General features: G+C 59.5%; 11 protein-coding genes. 3 read left to right on the top strand and 8 right to left on the bottom strand.

Going from position 1 to position 16221, the window contains the following annotated elements; genetic code table 11:
- Positions 1-212 precede the first annotated feature (212 nt).
- The 5 genes from eno to rlmD form a co-directional block, all read right to left on the bottom strand.
- Positions 213-1511, bottom strand: coding sequence for a phosphopyruvate hydratase (gene eno / locus MHZ89_RS16555; RefSeq protein ID WP_120454447.1), 1299 nt, complete (start codon positions 1509-1511; stop codon positions 213-215).
- 76 nt (positions 1512-1587) lie between these two features.
- Positions 1588-3225, bottom strand: coding sequence for a glutamine hydrolyzing CTP synthase (gene pyrG, locus MHZ89_RS16550; protein ID WP_311783923.1), 1638 nt, complete (start codon positions 3223-3225; stop codon positions 1588-1590).
- A gap of 229 nt (positions 3226-3454) precedes the next feature.
- Positions 3455-4243, bottom strand: a complete 789-nt coding sequence (gene mazG, locus MHZ89_RS16545) for a nucleoside triphosphate pyrophosphohydrolase (RefSeq protein ID WP_311783922.1) — start codon at positions 4241-4243, stop codon at positions 3455-3457.
- Positions 4244-4305: 62 nt separating this feature from the next.
- The gene (gene relA, locus MHZ89_RS16540; protein ID WP_311783921.1) at positions 4306-6537 is read right to left on the bottom strand and encodes a GTP diphosphokinase; all 2232 of its coding nucleotides are present in this window, start codon (positions 6535-6537) and stop codon (positions 4306-4308) included.
- Between the two features lie 33 nt (positions 6538-6570).
- The gene (gene rlmD / locus MHZ89_RS16535; RefSeq protein WP_311783920.1) at positions 6571-7887 is read right to left on the bottom strand and encodes a 23S rRNA (uracil(1939)-C(5))-methyltransferase RlmD; all 1317 of its coding nucleotides are present in this window, start codon (positions 7885-7887) and stop codon (positions 6571-6573) included.
- 87 nt (positions 7888-7974) lie between these two features.
- On the opposite strand from rlmD, the gene barA reads away from it, so the two are divergent.
- From barA to MHZ89_RS16520, 3 genes are all read left to right on the top strand, one after another.
- On the top strand, positions 7975-10722 hold the full coding sequence (barA, locus tag MHZ89_RS16530) for a two-component sensor histidine kinase BarA (RefSeq protein WP_311783919.1): 2748 nt from the start codon (positions 7975-7977) through the stop codon (positions 10720-10722).
- Between the two features lie 72 nt (positions 10723-10794).
- Positions 10795-11034, top strand: coding sequence for a type II toxin-antitoxin system CcdA family antitoxin (locus tag MHZ89_RS16525; RefSeq protein WP_311783918.1), 240 nt, complete (start codon positions 10795-10797; stop codon positions 11032-11034).
- Between the two features lie 2 nt (positions 11035-11036).
- Positions 11037-11345, top strand: a complete 309-nt coding sequence (locus MHZ89_RS16520) for a CcdB family protein (protein ID WP_311783917.1) — start codon at positions 11037-11039, stop codon at positions 11343-11345.
- 57 nt (positions 11346-11402) lie between these two features.
- Here the strand turns inward: MHZ89_RS16520 and lplT are convergent, their stop codons facing one another.
- The 3 genes from lplT to MHZ89_RS16505 form a co-directional block, all read right to left on the bottom strand.
- Positions 11403-12608: a lysophospholipid transporter LplT gene (lplT, locus tag MHZ89_RS16515; RefSeq protein WP_311783916.1), complete on the bottom strand. Its 1206-nt coding sequence runs from the start codon at positions 12606-12608 to the stop codon at positions 11403-11405.
- Entirely contained in the window at positions 12605-14755 is a 2151-nt protein-coding gene (gene aas / locus MHZ89_RS16510; protein WP_311783915.1) for a bifunctional acyl-ACP--phospholipid O-acyltransferase/long-chain-fatty-acid--ACP ligase, read from the bottom strand. Before aas ends, lplT begins: the two co-directional genes overlap by 4 nt.
- 77 nt (positions 14756-14832) lie before the next feature.
- Positions 14833-16221 (bottom strand): efflux transporter outer membrane subunit, encoded by a 1389-nt coding sequence (locus MHZ89_RS16505; RefSeq protein WP_311783914.1) that lies wholly within the window; start codon positions 16219-16221, stop codon positions 14833-14835.

Below are 16221 nucleotides of genomic sequence, written 5' to 3'. Positions count from 1 at the left end.
CAATGATTTAACCAGAAAACCATTAAGAGAATGCATGTTATAAAAAAGACTTTATTAACCTGCCATTTCACCCTCTGGTTTAATGATACGGTTCCTGACACTATTTTATTAAAACTGTATTAATGCGTTAAAAAAGAGAATAAAAGCAAAAGCCCCGCCAGGGCGGGGCTTTCTCTCAGGCAATGCCGTCCGCAGACGGCATCGTCAGGCGATTACGCCTGGCCTTTCACTTCTTTCAGACCGTTGAACGGCGCTTTTGAACCCAGCGCTTCTTCGATACGGATCAGCTGGTTGTACTTGGCAACGCGGTCAGAACGGCTCATAGAACCGGTTTTGATCTGGCCTGCTGCGGTACCGACCGCCAGGTCAGCGATGGTGGCGTCTTCGGTTTCACCTGAACGGTGTGAAATCACCGCGGTGTAGCCTGCGTCTTTCGCCATCTTGATCGCCGCCAGCGTTTCGGTCAGAGAACCGATCTGGTTGAATTTGATCAGGATAGAGTTAGCGATGCCTTTCTCGATGCCTTCTTTCAGGATTTTGGTGTTGGTAACGAACAGGTCGTCACCTACCAGCTGGATTTTGTCGCCCAGCACTTTGGTCTGGTAAGCGAAGCCGGTCCAGTCTGACTCGTCCAGGCCATCTTCGATAGAGACGATCGGGTACTGTTTGGTCAGATCTTCCAGGAAGTGAGTGAACTCTTCAGAGGTAAAGGCTTTGTTGCCTTCGCCAGCCAGCACATATTTGCCGTCTTTGTAGAATTCAGACGCTGCGCAGTCCATCGCCAGGGTGATGTCTTTGCCCAGCTCGTAGCCTGCCGCTTTTACCGCTTCCGCGATAACAGCCAGCGCTTCGGCGTTAGAACCCAGGTTCGGCGCGTAGCCGCCTTCGTCGCCGACTGCGGTGTTCATGCCTTTCGCCTTCAGCACTTTCGCCAGGTGATGGAACACTTCAGAACCCATGCGGATCGCTTCTTTAACGCTGGAAGCGCCGACCGGCTGGATCATGAATTCCTGAATGTCGACGTTGTTGTCGGCGTGCTCACCACCGTTGATGATGTTCATCATCGGCAGCGGCATAGAGAATTTGCCCGGGGTGCCGTTCAGCTCAGCGATGTGCTCATACAGCGGCTGACCTTTAGAGGCTGCTGCTGCTTTCGCTGCTGCCAGGGAGACCGCCAGGATGGCGTTTGCGCCGAAGTTGGATTTGTTCTCAGTACCGTCCAGGTCGATCATGATCTTGTCGATGTTCGCCTGATCTTTCGCGTCTTTGCCTTTTACCGCATCCGCAATCGGACCGTTAACCGCAGCAACTGCTTTAGTCACGCCTTTGCCCAGGAAACGAGATTTGTCGCCGTCGCGCAGCTCCAGCGCTTCGCGTGAACCGGTAGAAGCGCCTGACGGTGCCGCTGCCAGACCAACAAAACCACCTTCCAGATGAACTTCCGCTTCTACAGTTGGGTTGCCGCGGGAGTCGATGATTTCGCGACCGATGACTTTAACGATTTTGGCCATTACGATTTTCCTCAGTACAAGTTAGTCAATCCTAAGACAAACAACGCGCGAGAAGTTCGCGCGTTGCTCGTGAAACTTACTTCGCTAAACGCTTCTGGTGATCCTGCGCGGCCTTAACAAAGCCGGCGAACAGCGGATGACCGTCACGCGGTGTTGACGTGAACTCCGGGTGGAACTGGCAAGCAACAAACCAGGGGTGGTTCGGGATCTCGATGATCTCAACCAGCTGGTCGTCGCCAGAACGTCCGGCAATGCGCAGTCCTGCGGCTTCAATCTGCTTCAGCAGCAGATTGTTGACTTCGTAGCGGTGGCGATGGCGCTCGACGATGGTATCGGAACCGTAGAGCTGACGGACTTTGCTGTCCGGCGTCAGCTGGCACTGCTGGCTGCCGAGGCGCATGGTGCCGCCCAGGTCGCTGGTTTCAGTGCGCTGTTCCACATTGCCGTTTTCATCGCGCCATTCGGTGATTAACGCTACCACCGGGTATTTACAGTCTGGCACAAATTCAGTGGAGTTGGCGCCTTCCATCCCGGCGACGTTGCGTGCGAACTCCATCAGCGCAACCTGCATGCCGAGACAGATGCCGAGATAAGGCACGTTATTTTCACGCGCGTACTGCGCGGTCATCAGCTTGCCTTCCACCCCGCGGTAGCCGAAGCCGCCCGGGATCAGAATCGCATCCAGATCTTTCAGAATTTCGACGCCGCGCGTCTCGACGTCCTGCGAGTCGATCAGCTTGATGTTTACCGTCACGCGGTTTTTCAGGCCGCCATGCTTCAGCGCTTCAATCACCGATTTGTACGCATCCGGCAGTTCGACATATTTGCCGACCATACCGATGGTTACTTCGCCGCCCGGGTTAGCCTCTTCGTAGATCACCTGTTCCCATTCGGACAGGTTGGCTTCCGGCGCGTTCAGATTAAAGCGTTTACAGATATAGTCATCCAGACCCTGCGATTTCAGCAGGCCCGGGATTTTATAGATGGAATCGACATCTTTCAGCGAGATAACCGCTTTTTCCGGCACGTTACAGAACAGCGCGATTTTGGCGCGTTCGTTCGCCGGTACGGCGCGGTCGGAGCGGCAGATCAGCACGTCCGGCTGGATGCCGATAGAGAGCAGTTCTTTAACGGAGTGCTGGGTCGGCTTGGTTTTCACCTCGCCCGCCGCCGCCATATAAGGCACCAGCGTCAGGTGCATATACATGGTGTGCTCGCGGCCGACGTCGACCGCCATCTGACGAATCGCTTCCAGGAACGGCAGCGACTCGATATCGCCAACGGTACCGCCGATCTCCACCAGAACGACGTCGTGACCTTCGCCGCCTTCAATAATACGTTCTTTGATGGCGTTGGTGATATGCGGAATAACCTGAATGGTCGCGCCGAGATAGTCGCCGCGGCGCTCTTTGCGCAGCACTTCAGAGTAGATACGGCCAGTGGTGAAGTTGTTGCGGCGCGTCATTTTAGTGCGAATGAAGCGCTCGTAGTGACCTAAATCCAAATCGGTTTCGGCCCCGTCGTCGGTGACGAATACTTCACCGTGTTGGGTAGGGCTCATGGTGCCCGGATCGACGTTGATATAGGGATCCAGCTTCATGATGGTCACGTTAAGACCACGTGCTTCGAGAATGGCTGCGAGGGAGGCTGCGGCAATGCCTTTACCCAGAGAGGAAACGACCCCGCCGGTCACAAAAATATAATTCGTTGTCATGCTGAACCTGAGAGTTTAGGTTTAAAGACGGTGGAATAACCAGGACGGGAAAACAGTATACCTGAAACCCCTGTCAGCCACAATTGATGAATCACCGCCATCCTCCAACGCATTGCAGCGGGTAACATAGCGGATAGCTGACAAGGAAATGTTGACGCAGGTCACAACTTTTTTCTTGCGCTGAATCGAGTAAGCGTGAACGGCTAAATAGTATGCACCGCTGGAATAATCAGCGTTTTTCTGCGGCTTTAACCTGCTGCCAGGCCGCCTCCATTTGCTCCAGCGTCGCCTCCGGCATGCTCAGACCCTGCGCGGCGATAATCGCCTCTACGGCGCGGAAGCGGCGCTCAAATTTGTCGTTCGCTTTTTGCAGCGCGGTTTCCGCCTTGCTGCCCAGATGGCGCGACAGATTGACCGTGGCGAACAGCAGATCGCCTATCTCCTCTTCCAGCTTGATCGGATCGATGGTCGCCTGCTGCGCCTCGTGCATCACCTCGTCGATCTCTTCGTGCACCTTATCGAGCACCGGCCCGATGGAAGTCCAGTCAAAGCCGACGTTATGGCAGCGCTTCTGGATTTTATGGGCGCGCATCAGTGCCGGCAGCGCTTTAGGAATATCGTCGAGCGCCGAGTGCTGCGCCTTTTCTGCCCGCTCCGCGCCTTTGATCGCCTCCCAGTTCTTCAGCACCTCGGCGCTGTTCTCCACGCTGACGTCGCCGAAAATATGAGGATGGCGGCGCTCCAGCTTGTCGCTGATGGCGTCGCAGATATCGTCAAAGGTAAAGCGATCCTGCTCGCTCGCCATCTGCGCGTAGAACACCACCTGAAACAGCAGATCGCCCAGCTCGCCGCGCAGATCGTCGAAGTCTTCGCGCTGGATGGCATCCAGCACTTCATAAGTCTCTTCCAGCGTATAGGGGGCGATAGAGGCGAAAGTCTGCTCGCGATCCCACGGGCAGCCGCGTTGCGGATCGCGCAGGGTTTGCATAATGCCCAGCAGGCGATCGAGTGAGCTCATAGTTAATCCTTTTAAAACACGGGGCGAAAGTGCGGGGATGAGCGCGCGCTCATCCCGCAAAATCAGTGAAGACGTCGGGCGTCGATGATATCAGGCACCTGATTCAGCCGCGACAGCACGCGGCCCAGCACCTGCTGATTGTAGATTTCAATATCCATATCGATCGTGGCCAGCTGCTTTCTGGTGTCGCTACGGCTGGAGACGCCCAGTACATTGACCTTCTCGTTGGCGAGGATGGTGGTGATATCGCGCAGCAGCCCGCTGCGATCGTTGGCGGTAACGCGCACCACCAGCGAGTAGCCGCTGGAGTAGCTTTCGCCCCACACCGCGTCAACGATGCGTTCCGGCGCATGAGCGGTCAGCTCCGCCAGCTGGTCGCAGTCGGCGCGGTGAATAGAGATGCCGCGCCCCTGAGTGATAAAGCCGACGATATCGTCCCCTGGAATGGGCTGACAGCAGCGCGCAATATGGTGCATCAGGTTGCCGACGCCTTCGACCACCACGCGGCCGCTTTCTTTACGCGACGGCGGCGAGTAGCTTTTCTGCGTCAGCTGGCGCAGCGCCTCGCGATCTTCCTCTTCCGCGCTCGGCTTGTTGAGCTTCGCCTGCAGGAAGTTCACCATCTGGTTAAGGCGAATATCGCCGCCGCCAATTGCCGCCAGCAGTTCATCCAGCGAGGTGACGTTATAGCGCGGCAGCAGCAGTTTTTCCGCTTCGCGCAGGCTGATATCGAGCTGGTTGAGTTCGCTGTCGAGGATATGACGCCCCGCGGCGATATTTTTGTCGCGATCCTGTTTGCGGAACCAGTTATGGATCTTGGCGCGCCCGCGGCTGGTGGTGATATAGCCGAGGTTCGGATTCAGCCAGTCGCGGCTCGGGTTCGGCTGCTTCTGGGTAATGACTTCGACCTGATCGCCCATCTGCAGCTGATAGGTAAAGGGCACGATGCGGCCGCCGATCTTGGCGCCGATGCAGCGGTGGCCGATATCGCTGTGAATATGGTAGGCGAAGTCGAGAGGCGTAGAACCTGCAGGCAGATCCACCACGTCGCCTTTTGGGGTAAAGACATAAACGCGATCGTCGAACACCTGGCTGCGCACCTCTTCCAGCATCTCGCCAGAGTCGGACATCTCTTCCTGCCAGGCGATCAGCTTACGCAGCCAGGCGATGCGCTCTTCGTGTCCGGAGGCGCCGCGCGCGCTGCCGGTGGTCGGCCCCTCTTTATATTTCCAGTGCGCGGCCACGCCCAGCTCCGCGTCTTCATGCATCTGACGGGTACGGATCTGGATTTCCACGGTTTTGCCTTTCGGCCCGAGAACCACGGTATGGATCGACTGATAGCCGTTCGGCTTGGGATTGGCGACATAGTCGTCAAACTCCGCCGGCAGATGGCGATAGAGCGTATGCACGATGCCGAGCGCGCCGTAGCAGTCCTGCAGGCGCTCGGCGACGATGCGCACCGCGCGCACGTCAAACAGCTCATCAAACGCCAGCGACTTCTTCTGCATCTTGCGCCAGATGCTGTAGATATGTTTCGGTCGGCCGTAAACCTCGGCGCGCACGCCCTCTTTCACCATCTCTTTGCGCAGCGAATCGACAAAGTTTTCGATGTACTGTTCGCGATCGATGCGGCGCTCGTGCAGCAGTTTGGCGATGCGTTTGTATTCGTCAGGGTGCAGATAGCGGAAGCAGTAATCCTCCAGCTCCCATTTCAGCTGGCCGATGCCGAGCCGGTTAGCGAGCGGCGCATAGATATTGGTGCTCTCTTTCGCCGCCAGCACGCGCTCATCTTCCGGCGCGTCTTTCATTTCGCGCAGGTTCATGATGCGTTCTGCCAGCTTAATCACCACGCAGCGGAAATCTTCCACCATCGCCAGCAGCATGCGGCGCACGTTGTCCACCTGCTCGGAGGCCATCGAGTCGTTGTGGATCGCTTTGAGCTGACGAATGGCGTCCATATCGCGCACGCCGTGTACCAGCGTGACGATGCCGCTGCCGAAGGTTTCGCTCAGCTCCTCTTCGCTCACCACTTCCGCATTCGCCAGCGGGAAGATCAGCGCGGCGCAGGAGCTTTCGATATCCATGCTGAGCATCGACAGGATCTCCACCATTTCGATGCCGCGCCAGAGCAGCAACGACTGATCGGGGTGATCTTTCGTCTGCGCTTCGCAATAGCGCCAGGTCTCAGCGATGCGTTCACATGATTGCGGGTTGGCAATGCCAAGAGTGGCGATCCACTGATCGAGAGCGAACTCTCCTGCCGTATTTAAATGCGCACTTCTGACCGCAACCATATCCTCTCCTGCCACAGCAGCATCAATTGCCGCTTATGTTTTACTGAACAGCACCATGGATTCGAGATGACGGGTATGAGGGAACATATCCAGCATCGCGACCCTTTCCAGATGGTAGCCCGCCGACAGCAATGTCTGGCTGTCGCGAGCAAGCGTTGTGGGATTACACGAAACATAGACCACGCGCTCAGGCGCAAGTTTAACCACATGCCCCATTACGCCCGCGGCCCCGGCGCGCGCCGGATCGAGCAATACCTTGTTAAATCCTTGCGCCGCCCACGGCTGACGCGCAACGTCTTCCTCCAGGTTGTGCTGGAAAAAGCGGACATTTTTAAGATTATTCAGCTGCGCATTATACGCTGCCTGTCGCACTAATGCTGCAACGCCCTCCACACCCACAACATTTTGTACGAATTTTCCTACAGGGATCGTAAAGTTTCCCATGCCGCAAAAAAGATCCAGCACGCGGTCTTCTGGCTGAAGATCGAGCCAGTCTAGCGCCTGCGCCACCATCTGCTGATTAACGGCGTCGTTAACCTGAATAAAGTCCTGTGGACTAAAAGTGAGCCGCACATCCCCGGAGTGGTAAAAGGGTTCGTCGCCGCGCACCTGCTCCAGCTCATCGCCGCCGCTGTCCAGAAACAGCATCAGGTTGTGCTCATGCGAAAAGCGTTCCAGTTTTTCCCGGTCGGTGGCGTGCAGCGCATCCAGATGGCGCAGCACCATCAGCGGGCCGTTGTCCGCTAGCACCAGCTCGACGTGCCCCAGCCGGCTGGCTCCCTTCAGCGCGCTGAGAGAGTCGCGCAGCGGCAGCAGCAACGCCTCAAGTTCGGGCGCCAGAATGGGGCATTCGCGAATCGCTACCAGATCGTTGCTCGCCTCCTGGCGAAACCCCATCTGCAGCTCGCGCGTTTTAGGCTGCCACTGCAAACCAAGCCGCGCGCGACGACGGTAGCCCCAGGCAGGCCCGGCGAGGATCTCATCCACCGCGACGGTGCGCTGCGCCGCCTGGCTCAGCATGCGCGACAGCGCCGCCGCTTTGCTGCGCTGCTGTAGCGGCTCGGCGGCGTGCTGCTGCTGACAGCCGCCGCAGCGGGTAAAGTGCGGACAGCGCGGCTTGACGCGCTCCGGGCTGGTGCTTAACAGCCGCGTCGCTTTGCCGCGCGCGTACTGACGTTTCTCCTCCACCAGCGTCACTTCCGCCTGCTCGCCGGGCAGCGCGCCGCTGATAAACAGGGTTTTGCCCTGATGCCGCGCCACGCCCTGACCAAAGGGATCGAGCTCGTCCACGGTGACGGTGATGCGTTGCTTAGTCGTCACGCGCTGTTTTGCGGAGTAAAATTGCGCCATAGTGTTTTACATTCTCAATAAAAATTCAGCGTGCGCGCGCTTCAACGCGGCACAGGGATAACGGGCTGGCAAAAGCCGACGACTATTATGACGAAATACAGCCTGCGGGCGCGAATGATGATTTTAATACTGGCGCCGACCTTAATGATTGGGCTGCTGCTCAGCTCCTTTTTCGTGGTGCATCGCTACAACGAACTGCAGTCTCAGGTGGTGGAAGCAGGCGCCAGCATTATCGAGCCGCTGGCGGTCTCCAGCGAATACAGTATGACCTGGCACGATCGCGACGCCATGCGCGCGCTGGTCAGCCTGCTGCACCGCCGCCACTCCGATATTGTCCGCGCCATTTCGGTGTTCGACAATAATAACCGTCTCTACGTCACGTCGAATAACAACCAGAACCTGAGTTTGCTGCAAAAAGAGGATATCCGCGCGCTGCCTGATGAGGTTTCGATGGAGCGCCACGGCACGCTGCTGATTTTACGCACGCCGATTACGCCTGAACACCATGCGGTGGATGAGCTATCCAGCGAAGAAGCCAAACCGGCGGGCAACCCGCTGGGCTACGTGGCGATAGAGCTTGATCTCCAGTCGGTACGCCTGCAGCAGTATAAAGAGGTGTTCGTCGCGACCCTGATGCTGCTGTTTTGCCTTTGCATCGCCATGCTGTTCGCCTACCGCCTGATGCGCGACGTTACCGGCCCAATCCGCAATATGGTCACCACCGTCGACCGCATTCGCCGCGGCCAGCTCGACAGCCGCGTCGAGGGCTATATGCTGGGCGAGCTGAGCATCCTGAAAAACGGCATCAACGCGATGGCGATGTCGCTCACCGCCTACCATGAAGAGATGCAGCACAATATCGACCAGGCGACCTGGGATCTGCGGGAAACCCTGGAGCAGCTGGAAATTCAAAACGTCGAGCTGGATCTGGCGAAAAAACGCGCCCAGGAAGCGGCGCGCATCAAGTCGGAGTTCCTCGCCAATATGTCCCATGAGCTGCGCACCCCGCTTAACGGCGTGATTGGCTTTACCCGCCAGATGCTGAAAACGCCCCTCGGCACCACGCAGCGCGACTATATGCATACCATAGAGCGTTCGGCCAATAATTTACTCAGCATTATCAACGATGTGCTCGACTTCTCTAAACTGGAGGCGGGCAAGCTGGTGCTGGAGTCGATCCCCTTCCCGCTGCGCGCCACGCTGGACGAAACCATTGTGCTGCTGGCGCCCTCGGCGCATGAGAAAGGGCTGGAAATGACGGTGCTGTGCGACTGCAGCGTGCCGGATAACGTCATCGGCGATCCGCTGCGCCTGCAGCAAATCCTGATTAACCTGCTGGGCAACGCCATTAAATTTACCGAGCGCGGCACCATCGATCTGCGCGTCGAACAGCGCAACGTCAGCGCCACGCGCGTCGAGCTGGAGATTCAGGTGCACGACTCTGGCATCGGCATTTCCGAACATCAGCAGACGCAGCTGTTTCAGGCGTTTCGCCAGGCTGACGCCAGCATCTCTCGCCGTCACGGCGGCACCGGGCTGGGGCTGGTGATCACGCAAAAACTGGTCAGCGAAATGGGCGGCGAAATCGCCTTTCACAGCCGCGTCAATGAAGGGTCAACCTTCTGGGTGCGGATACAGCTCGACCTTAATCCCAACGCTCCGACGCTGCCGCGCGCGCTCGACGCCCTGTCGCGTTCGCGCATGGCCTACGTAGAGGCGCACGCCGCTTCCGCCGAGGCGGCGCTGAAGATGCTGCGCGTCACACCGCTGCAGGTTGAATACAGCGAAACGCTGGCGGGCCTGCGCGAACCGCACTATCCGCTGCTGCTGGTGGGGCTGCCAATCGATATCACGCAGCAGGAGCTGCTGGATGATGCCTTTATCGACGCCCTGCTCAATCGTGCCGACTGCGTGCTGCTGGCGTTGCCGAGCGCCATGATGCTGCTGGCGGACCGACTCAAGGTGCGCGGCATTCACGGCTGCATCACTAAGCCGGTTTCCACCACGCGTCTGCTGCCGCTGCTGGCCGATCTGCATACGCGCCAGCGCAGCGAACTGCCTGACAGCGTGCGCCTGCCGCTGCGGGTTATGGCGGTGGACGATAACCCCGCTAACCTCAAGCTGATCGGCGCGCTGCTGGAGGAGCAGGTGCAGCACATCCTGTTGTGCAACAACGCCGAGCAGGCGATCGCCGCCGCACGCGAGCAGCCGCTGGATATTATCCTGATGGATATTCAGATGCCGGAGATTGACGGCATTCGCGCCAGCGAAATCATTCGCGGCCTGCCGCTGCACGCCAGCACGCCGATAGTGGCGGTCACGGCACACGCCATCGACGGCGAGCGCGAACATCTGATCAAAGCCGGTATGAACGACTATCTGGCGAAGCCGATCGACGAAAGCCGGCTCAGCCAGCTGCTGGCGCGCTACAGCCCGCCGCTGCCTGCGCTGCTGCCGCCGGTGCCTGCTGTTTCGCCGTCGCTCGACTGGGAGCTGGCGCTGCGTCAGGCGGCGAACAAGCCCGACCTGGCGCGCGATATGCTGAAGATGCTGCTCGACTTCCTGCCCGAAGTGCACGAAAAGCTTGATGCTTTTATGGCGGCACACGACGTGCAGGGATTACGCGAGATTATCCATAAGCTCCACGGCAGCGCCAGCTACAGCGGCGTGCCGCGCATGAAGCAGCTCTGCCGCCAGCTGGAGCAGAACCTGCGTCAGAGCGACGATATCGACGCGCTGGAACCGGAGCTGCTGGAGTTGCAGGATGAGATGGAAAACGTGGCGCGCGAGGCGCGCAGGCTGCTGGGGCACTCACTGGAACAGCCACCTGTTTAAATGTGTATATTTTTTAGGCGGAAAACGCTATATTCCGTACACGTGCCACTACACGTGTACGGAGAGATAAGCATGAGCATTTCAGCAGGTCGCCTTAAAAAAACGGTAAGCGTTACGCTTGAGCCCGCTCTTCTTGAGCAGGCTCGCAGCGAAGGAATTAATCTTTCTGCTACTTTAACGGAGGCGTTAAAACGTGAAATCAAAAAAGCGGAAGCCGAAAAGTGGAAGCAGGAAAACAAACGCGCCATTGAAGAGTTAAATCGCATTACAGACGAACATGGCTTGTTGTCGGATGATTACAGGACGTTTTAAGTATGCAATTTACTGTTTACCAAAATAATGGAAATAGCCGGGACTATCCTTTTTTGCTCGATATCCAGAGCGATATAATTGATGATTTGAACACCCGCCTGGCTATTCCCCTTTATCCTCTAACCAGCTTGCGCAGCCAGACTCCACTTCGCTTAACCCCTCTTCTGGAAATTAACGGTGAGCCTTATTTGTTATTAACACATGCAATGGCGAGCGTTCGCAAAGCACAGCTTGGCGCAGAAGTTTGTAGCGCTGAGCAATATCGCTATCAAATTAAATCAGCTATCGATTTTCTACTGGATGGGTTTTAAAAAAGTACAAGCGCAGCAATTCATCTCTTTTTTAATACTGAGATGAATTGCTGCCTGCTAACGTGACGCTTGTTTTTTCGGCCGCCATATCCACAGCACCGCAATCGCCAGCGCAAACAGCGCGCCGAAGCCGATGCCGGTCGCGACCGCGGGCGCGCCCGCCTTCACCGCCAGCGTATACAGCCCCAGCATCACCAGCATGGCGATATTCTCGCCGAAGTTCTGCACCGCAATCGCATTGCCTGCGCCGACGCTCGCCTTGCCGCGCGCCTGCAATACGGCGTTGAGCGGCACCACGAAAAAGCCGCCCAGCGCGCCAATCACCATCAGCAGCAGGTAAGCGTTCACCAGCGAATGTTGCAGAGAGAAGATCACCACCATCACGCCAATCAGCACGCCAGCGGGCATACAGCGGCGCACCGTCTCCAGCGTCACCAGCTTCGCCGCCGCGCCCGCGCCAACCACGATGCCAATCGCCACCATGGCGTTGAGCGTGGTCGGCGTGGTGTTGTCGTTGATGCCGAGCGCCACCGGCACCCACAGTACCAGCAGGAAGCGCAGCGTCACGCCCGCGCCCCAGAACAGGCTGGTGCCGAGGATAGAAAAGCGCGTCTCCGCGTTATGCCACAGCAGACTGCACGCCTGGAAAAAACGGCGCAGCATCGCGCCGGGGTTCCAGCTCTGCCCCGCCCGCGCCGCCGCAAGCTTCGGAATAAAGAGGTTCGCCGCCACCGCCGCCGCGTAGGTAACCGCGCACGCCACCAGGGCCGCCAGCAGGCTCCAGTCGGCGAGCGCGCCGCCCGATACCGACCCCAGCAGGATCGCGGCGATGGTGGAGCTCTCCATCATGCCGTTGGCTTTCACCAGCTTCTCGCCGGAGGTCAGCTCGGTAAGGATGCCGTACTTGGCGGGTGAGTAGGCCGCCGCGCCGATGCCTACCAGCGTATAGCCCACGAAAGGATTAAAGCCGAAGCAGATCAGCAGCGCGCCCAGCAGCTTCAGGCTGTTGGCGAACATCATCACCCGGCCTTTGGCGAAGCTGTCCGCCAGTTGGCCGACAAAGGGCGCCAGCAAAATATAGGCCGCGACGAACAGCATCTGCATCACCGGCTGGCTCCAGTCGGGATAAAGCTCGCTTTTCAGCAGCGCCAGGGTGGCGAAGAGCAGCGCATTGTCGCCAAAGGCGGAAAAGAACTGCGCGCCCATAACCGCCAGCATCCCGCGCGACGTCAGCGACATCTCCTGCGTATTCAGCGTGCTCATGCCTGCTCCTCTTCCGCCATTTTTTTCAGGCTGACATAGTCCGGCTTGCCGCTGCCCAGCATCGGCAGCTGTTTCAATACGCGGATATCACGCGGGACGGCAAGCTCCGGCGCGCCCAGCTCGCGTGCCGCCTTTTGCAGCCCGTCGCGTTTCAGGTCGCCGTCGGTGGTAAAGAGCACCAGCGCTTCACCGCGGTTGCCGTCGGCGCGCAGCGACGCCGCATGCTGTTTTTCCGGCGACGCTTTCAGAGCGATCTGCTCGACGCTCTCCAGCGACACCATCTCGCCCGCGATTTTGGCGAAGCGTTTGGCGCGTCCCTGAATCTGGCAGAAGCCGCCCTCGTCAAAGCTGACGATATCGCCGGTATCGTACCAGCCCGCCTCCATCTGACCCTCGCCGTTGTCGGCGGCGGGCGCTTCCAGCACGCCGGGGTTTTCGACGCGCAGATAACCTTTCATGATGTTCGGTCCGCGCAGCTGCAGTCGCCCGCCCTGCTCAATGCCTTCAACCGACATCAGGCGCGAATCCATGCCCGGCAGAATGCGGCCGACGGTGTGCGCTTTCGCCGCCATCGGTACGTTGATCGCCACTACCGGCGCGCATTCGGTCACGCCGTAGCCTTCAAGAATGCGGATGCCATATTTCTCCATATAGATCTGACGCGTCGCTTCCTGCAGCTTCTCCGCCCCCGCCACGACGTAGCGCAGACGCGCGAAATCGTAAGGCGCGGCAAAGCGCGCGTAGTTGCCGAGGAAGGTCGAGGTTCCGAACAGCACAGTACAGTTGCGGTCATAAACCAGCTCCGGCACGATGCGGTAGTGCAGCGGGCTGGGATAGAGAAACACCTGCGCGCCGGTCATTAGCGGCGTAAACAGACCGACCGTCAGGCCAAAGGCGTGGAACAGCGGCAGCGCCGACATAAATTTATCGCGCGGGGTAAAATCCGCCACGGTGCGGATCTGCTCCACATTCGCCAGCAGGCTTTTATGGGAATGCACCACCCCTTTCGGATTGCCCTCCGAGCCGGAGGTAAACAGCACCATCGCCGCCTCTTCCGGCTGCTGCGCCACCTGCGCGCGGCGCGGGAACAGCAGATGCGCCAGGATCCAGAGTTTATCCTGCGTCGTCACGCTGCCGCGCAGATCCTCCAGGTAGATCCATTCGATATCGCTCAGCCCCTGCGGCAGATGCCAGAGGTTGCCCTTCTCAAGGAACTGACGCGAGGTAAAAATGGTTTTGACCTGCGACGCGGTCAGCGCCGCGCGCATGCCGTTTACCCCGGCGGTGTAGTTGAGCATGGCCGGAACGCGGCCGCGCAGCGAGGCGCCGAGGATCGCCGCCGCCGTTACCGTGGTGTTGGGCAGCAGCAGGCCGACAATCTCGCCCGGCTGGCTGTAGCGCTCAAGAATGCGCCCGACGCCGAGCGCCTTTTTCAGCAGTCCGGTATAGCTGTCGGGCTTCAGGTTAACGTCTTCGATGCAGCGCTTGAACGCCCCGTAGCGGGTACGGGCGCTGAGGAAGGCTTCAAACAGCGTTTCACGCGGGCGCACCGCCATGCGCGCCTCCATCATAATATGGTGGAGGTGTTCGCCCGCCAGCTGACGGCGTTCGCGCGCGCGCTTCGCTTCCGGCATCGGAATGCGGGTGGCGGGCAGCAGCGTCAGCGTGATGCGGGGGAAAAGGCGGCGCTTAAAGATGCCGGCCAGGCGGCCAAAGGGGGTGTACTCCGCGCCCTCGATGCGCATCGGCACCACGCTGGCCTGCGATCGGGCGGCGACAAAACCGGCGCCGCTGTAGATCTTCATCAGCGAGCCGGTAACGGTGATGCGCCCTTCCGGGAAGATCACCACCGGACGGCCGCTGTCGATCAGCCGCACCAGCTGCTTGATCGACATCGGACGGGTCGGATCGAGCGGAACGAAGTCGATCAGCGGCTTCACCAGGCGCATATACCACTGCTCGCTGACGGAGGAGTAGACCGCGAAAACCGGCCTGATCGGCAGAAACAGCGCCAGCAGCACGCCGTCAAGAAAAGACATATGATTCGGCGCGATCAGCACTTTTTCCTGATGCAGCGCAGCGGTGTCGCCGCGCAGTTCCACCCGCCACAGCAGGCGGCAGACCAGACGTAAAAATGTAAATAACATGCCAGCTCCATAGCATCGCTAAAAAGGTTCCTAACGATGCAGGATCTGACGTCGTTCGACAAGCGTAAAGGCGCGATTTAAGGCGTCGCCTGCCAGCCGCCGCCGAGCGCAGCGATCAGCGCCACGCTGGTGACCCACTGCGTACTTTGCAGCGTCAGCAGGCTCTGCTGCTCGCTGAGGCTGCTGGTCTCAGTGGTGGCGACGTCGAGATAGTCGATCATTCCCGCCTCATACTGGTTGCGCGTCACGCGCGCCGACTCGCGCGCGGCGTCGCTGGCGCGCTGCTGCGCCGCCAGCTCGTTGTTTAGCGTAGCCAGCTCCACCAGATAGTCCTCTACTTCCTGCATCGCCGTCAGCACCGCGAGACGATAGCTGGCGACGCTGGCGTCATACGCGGCGCGCGCCTGCTCCACCTTCGCCGAAGTGGCGCCGAAATCGAGCAGCGTGCCGCTCAGATCGGGGCCGAGCGACCAGACGCGCCAAGGCAGCGAAAACAGATTATGCAGCGCCGAGGCGCTGGTGCCGCCGCTGGCGCTCAGCGTCAGGTCGGGATAGTAACCGGCAATGGCCACGCCGACGGCGGCGTTGGCCGCCGCGACGTTACGCTCGGCATAGGCGATATCGGGACGGCGCTGCAGCAGCTGCGACGGCAGCGCCTGCGGCAGCGGCGGCAGCGTCGCGTTCAGCTTCGCGACCGGCAGGCTGAATTCGGCGGGCGTTTTCCCTACCAGCAGCGCGATGGCGTGCTCCAGCTGGGCGCGCTGCCACTGGTAGTCAAGCGCCGAGGCGCGGGCGCTCTCCAGCTGCATCTGCGCCTGCGCCAGCGTGGCGCGCGACTCGCTGCCGGCCTGGTATTTATTCTCGATCACCTTCAGATAGCGCTCATAGGCCGCAATGCTCTGCTGATAGAGCGCGATCTTCTCATCCATAATGCGCAGCTGAAAGTAGTCCTGCGCCAGCTCCGACTGGGCGCTGAGCGTTACGTTCGCCAGCTCGGCGGCGCTCGCCTCGGCGCTGGCGGCGTTCTCTTCACGGGTGCGGCGCAGTTTGCCCCACAGATCCAGCTCCCAGCTGGCGCTCAGCTGCGCCGAATTGCTGTTGGTGGTGCTGCGCGCGCCGCTGTTCGCGGAGCGGGTGCCGCTGCGCGTGCCGCTGACGTCATAGCCGAGCGTCGGAAAGAGCGCGGCGCGCGACTGGGCGGCCAGCGCCTGGGCTTCGCGGTACTGAGCGGCGTAGCTGGCGACATTCTGGTTAGAGATGCTGACCTGCTGCAGCAGGCTGCTCAGGGTGGCGTCATGATAGACCGCCCACCATTCGCCTTTGCTCTGGTCGTCCTGCGGCGTGGCGCGCTGCCAGCCTTTGGCCTCTTTATAGTGCAGCGGCACGCTGGCGGCGGGACGCTGATAGTCGGGGCCGACGGCGCAGCCGCCAAGCAGCAGCAGTAAAGCGAGAGAAACTTTTTTCAT

Source organism: Pantoea sp. ACRSB (genome assembly GCF_022346905.1).
GTDB classification, from domain to species: domain Bacteria; phylum Pseudomonadota; class Gammaproteobacteria; order Enterobacterales; family Enterobacteriaceae; genus Pantoea; species Pantoea piersonii.
This window is presented reverse-complemented; position numbering and strand designations above follow the sequence as displayed.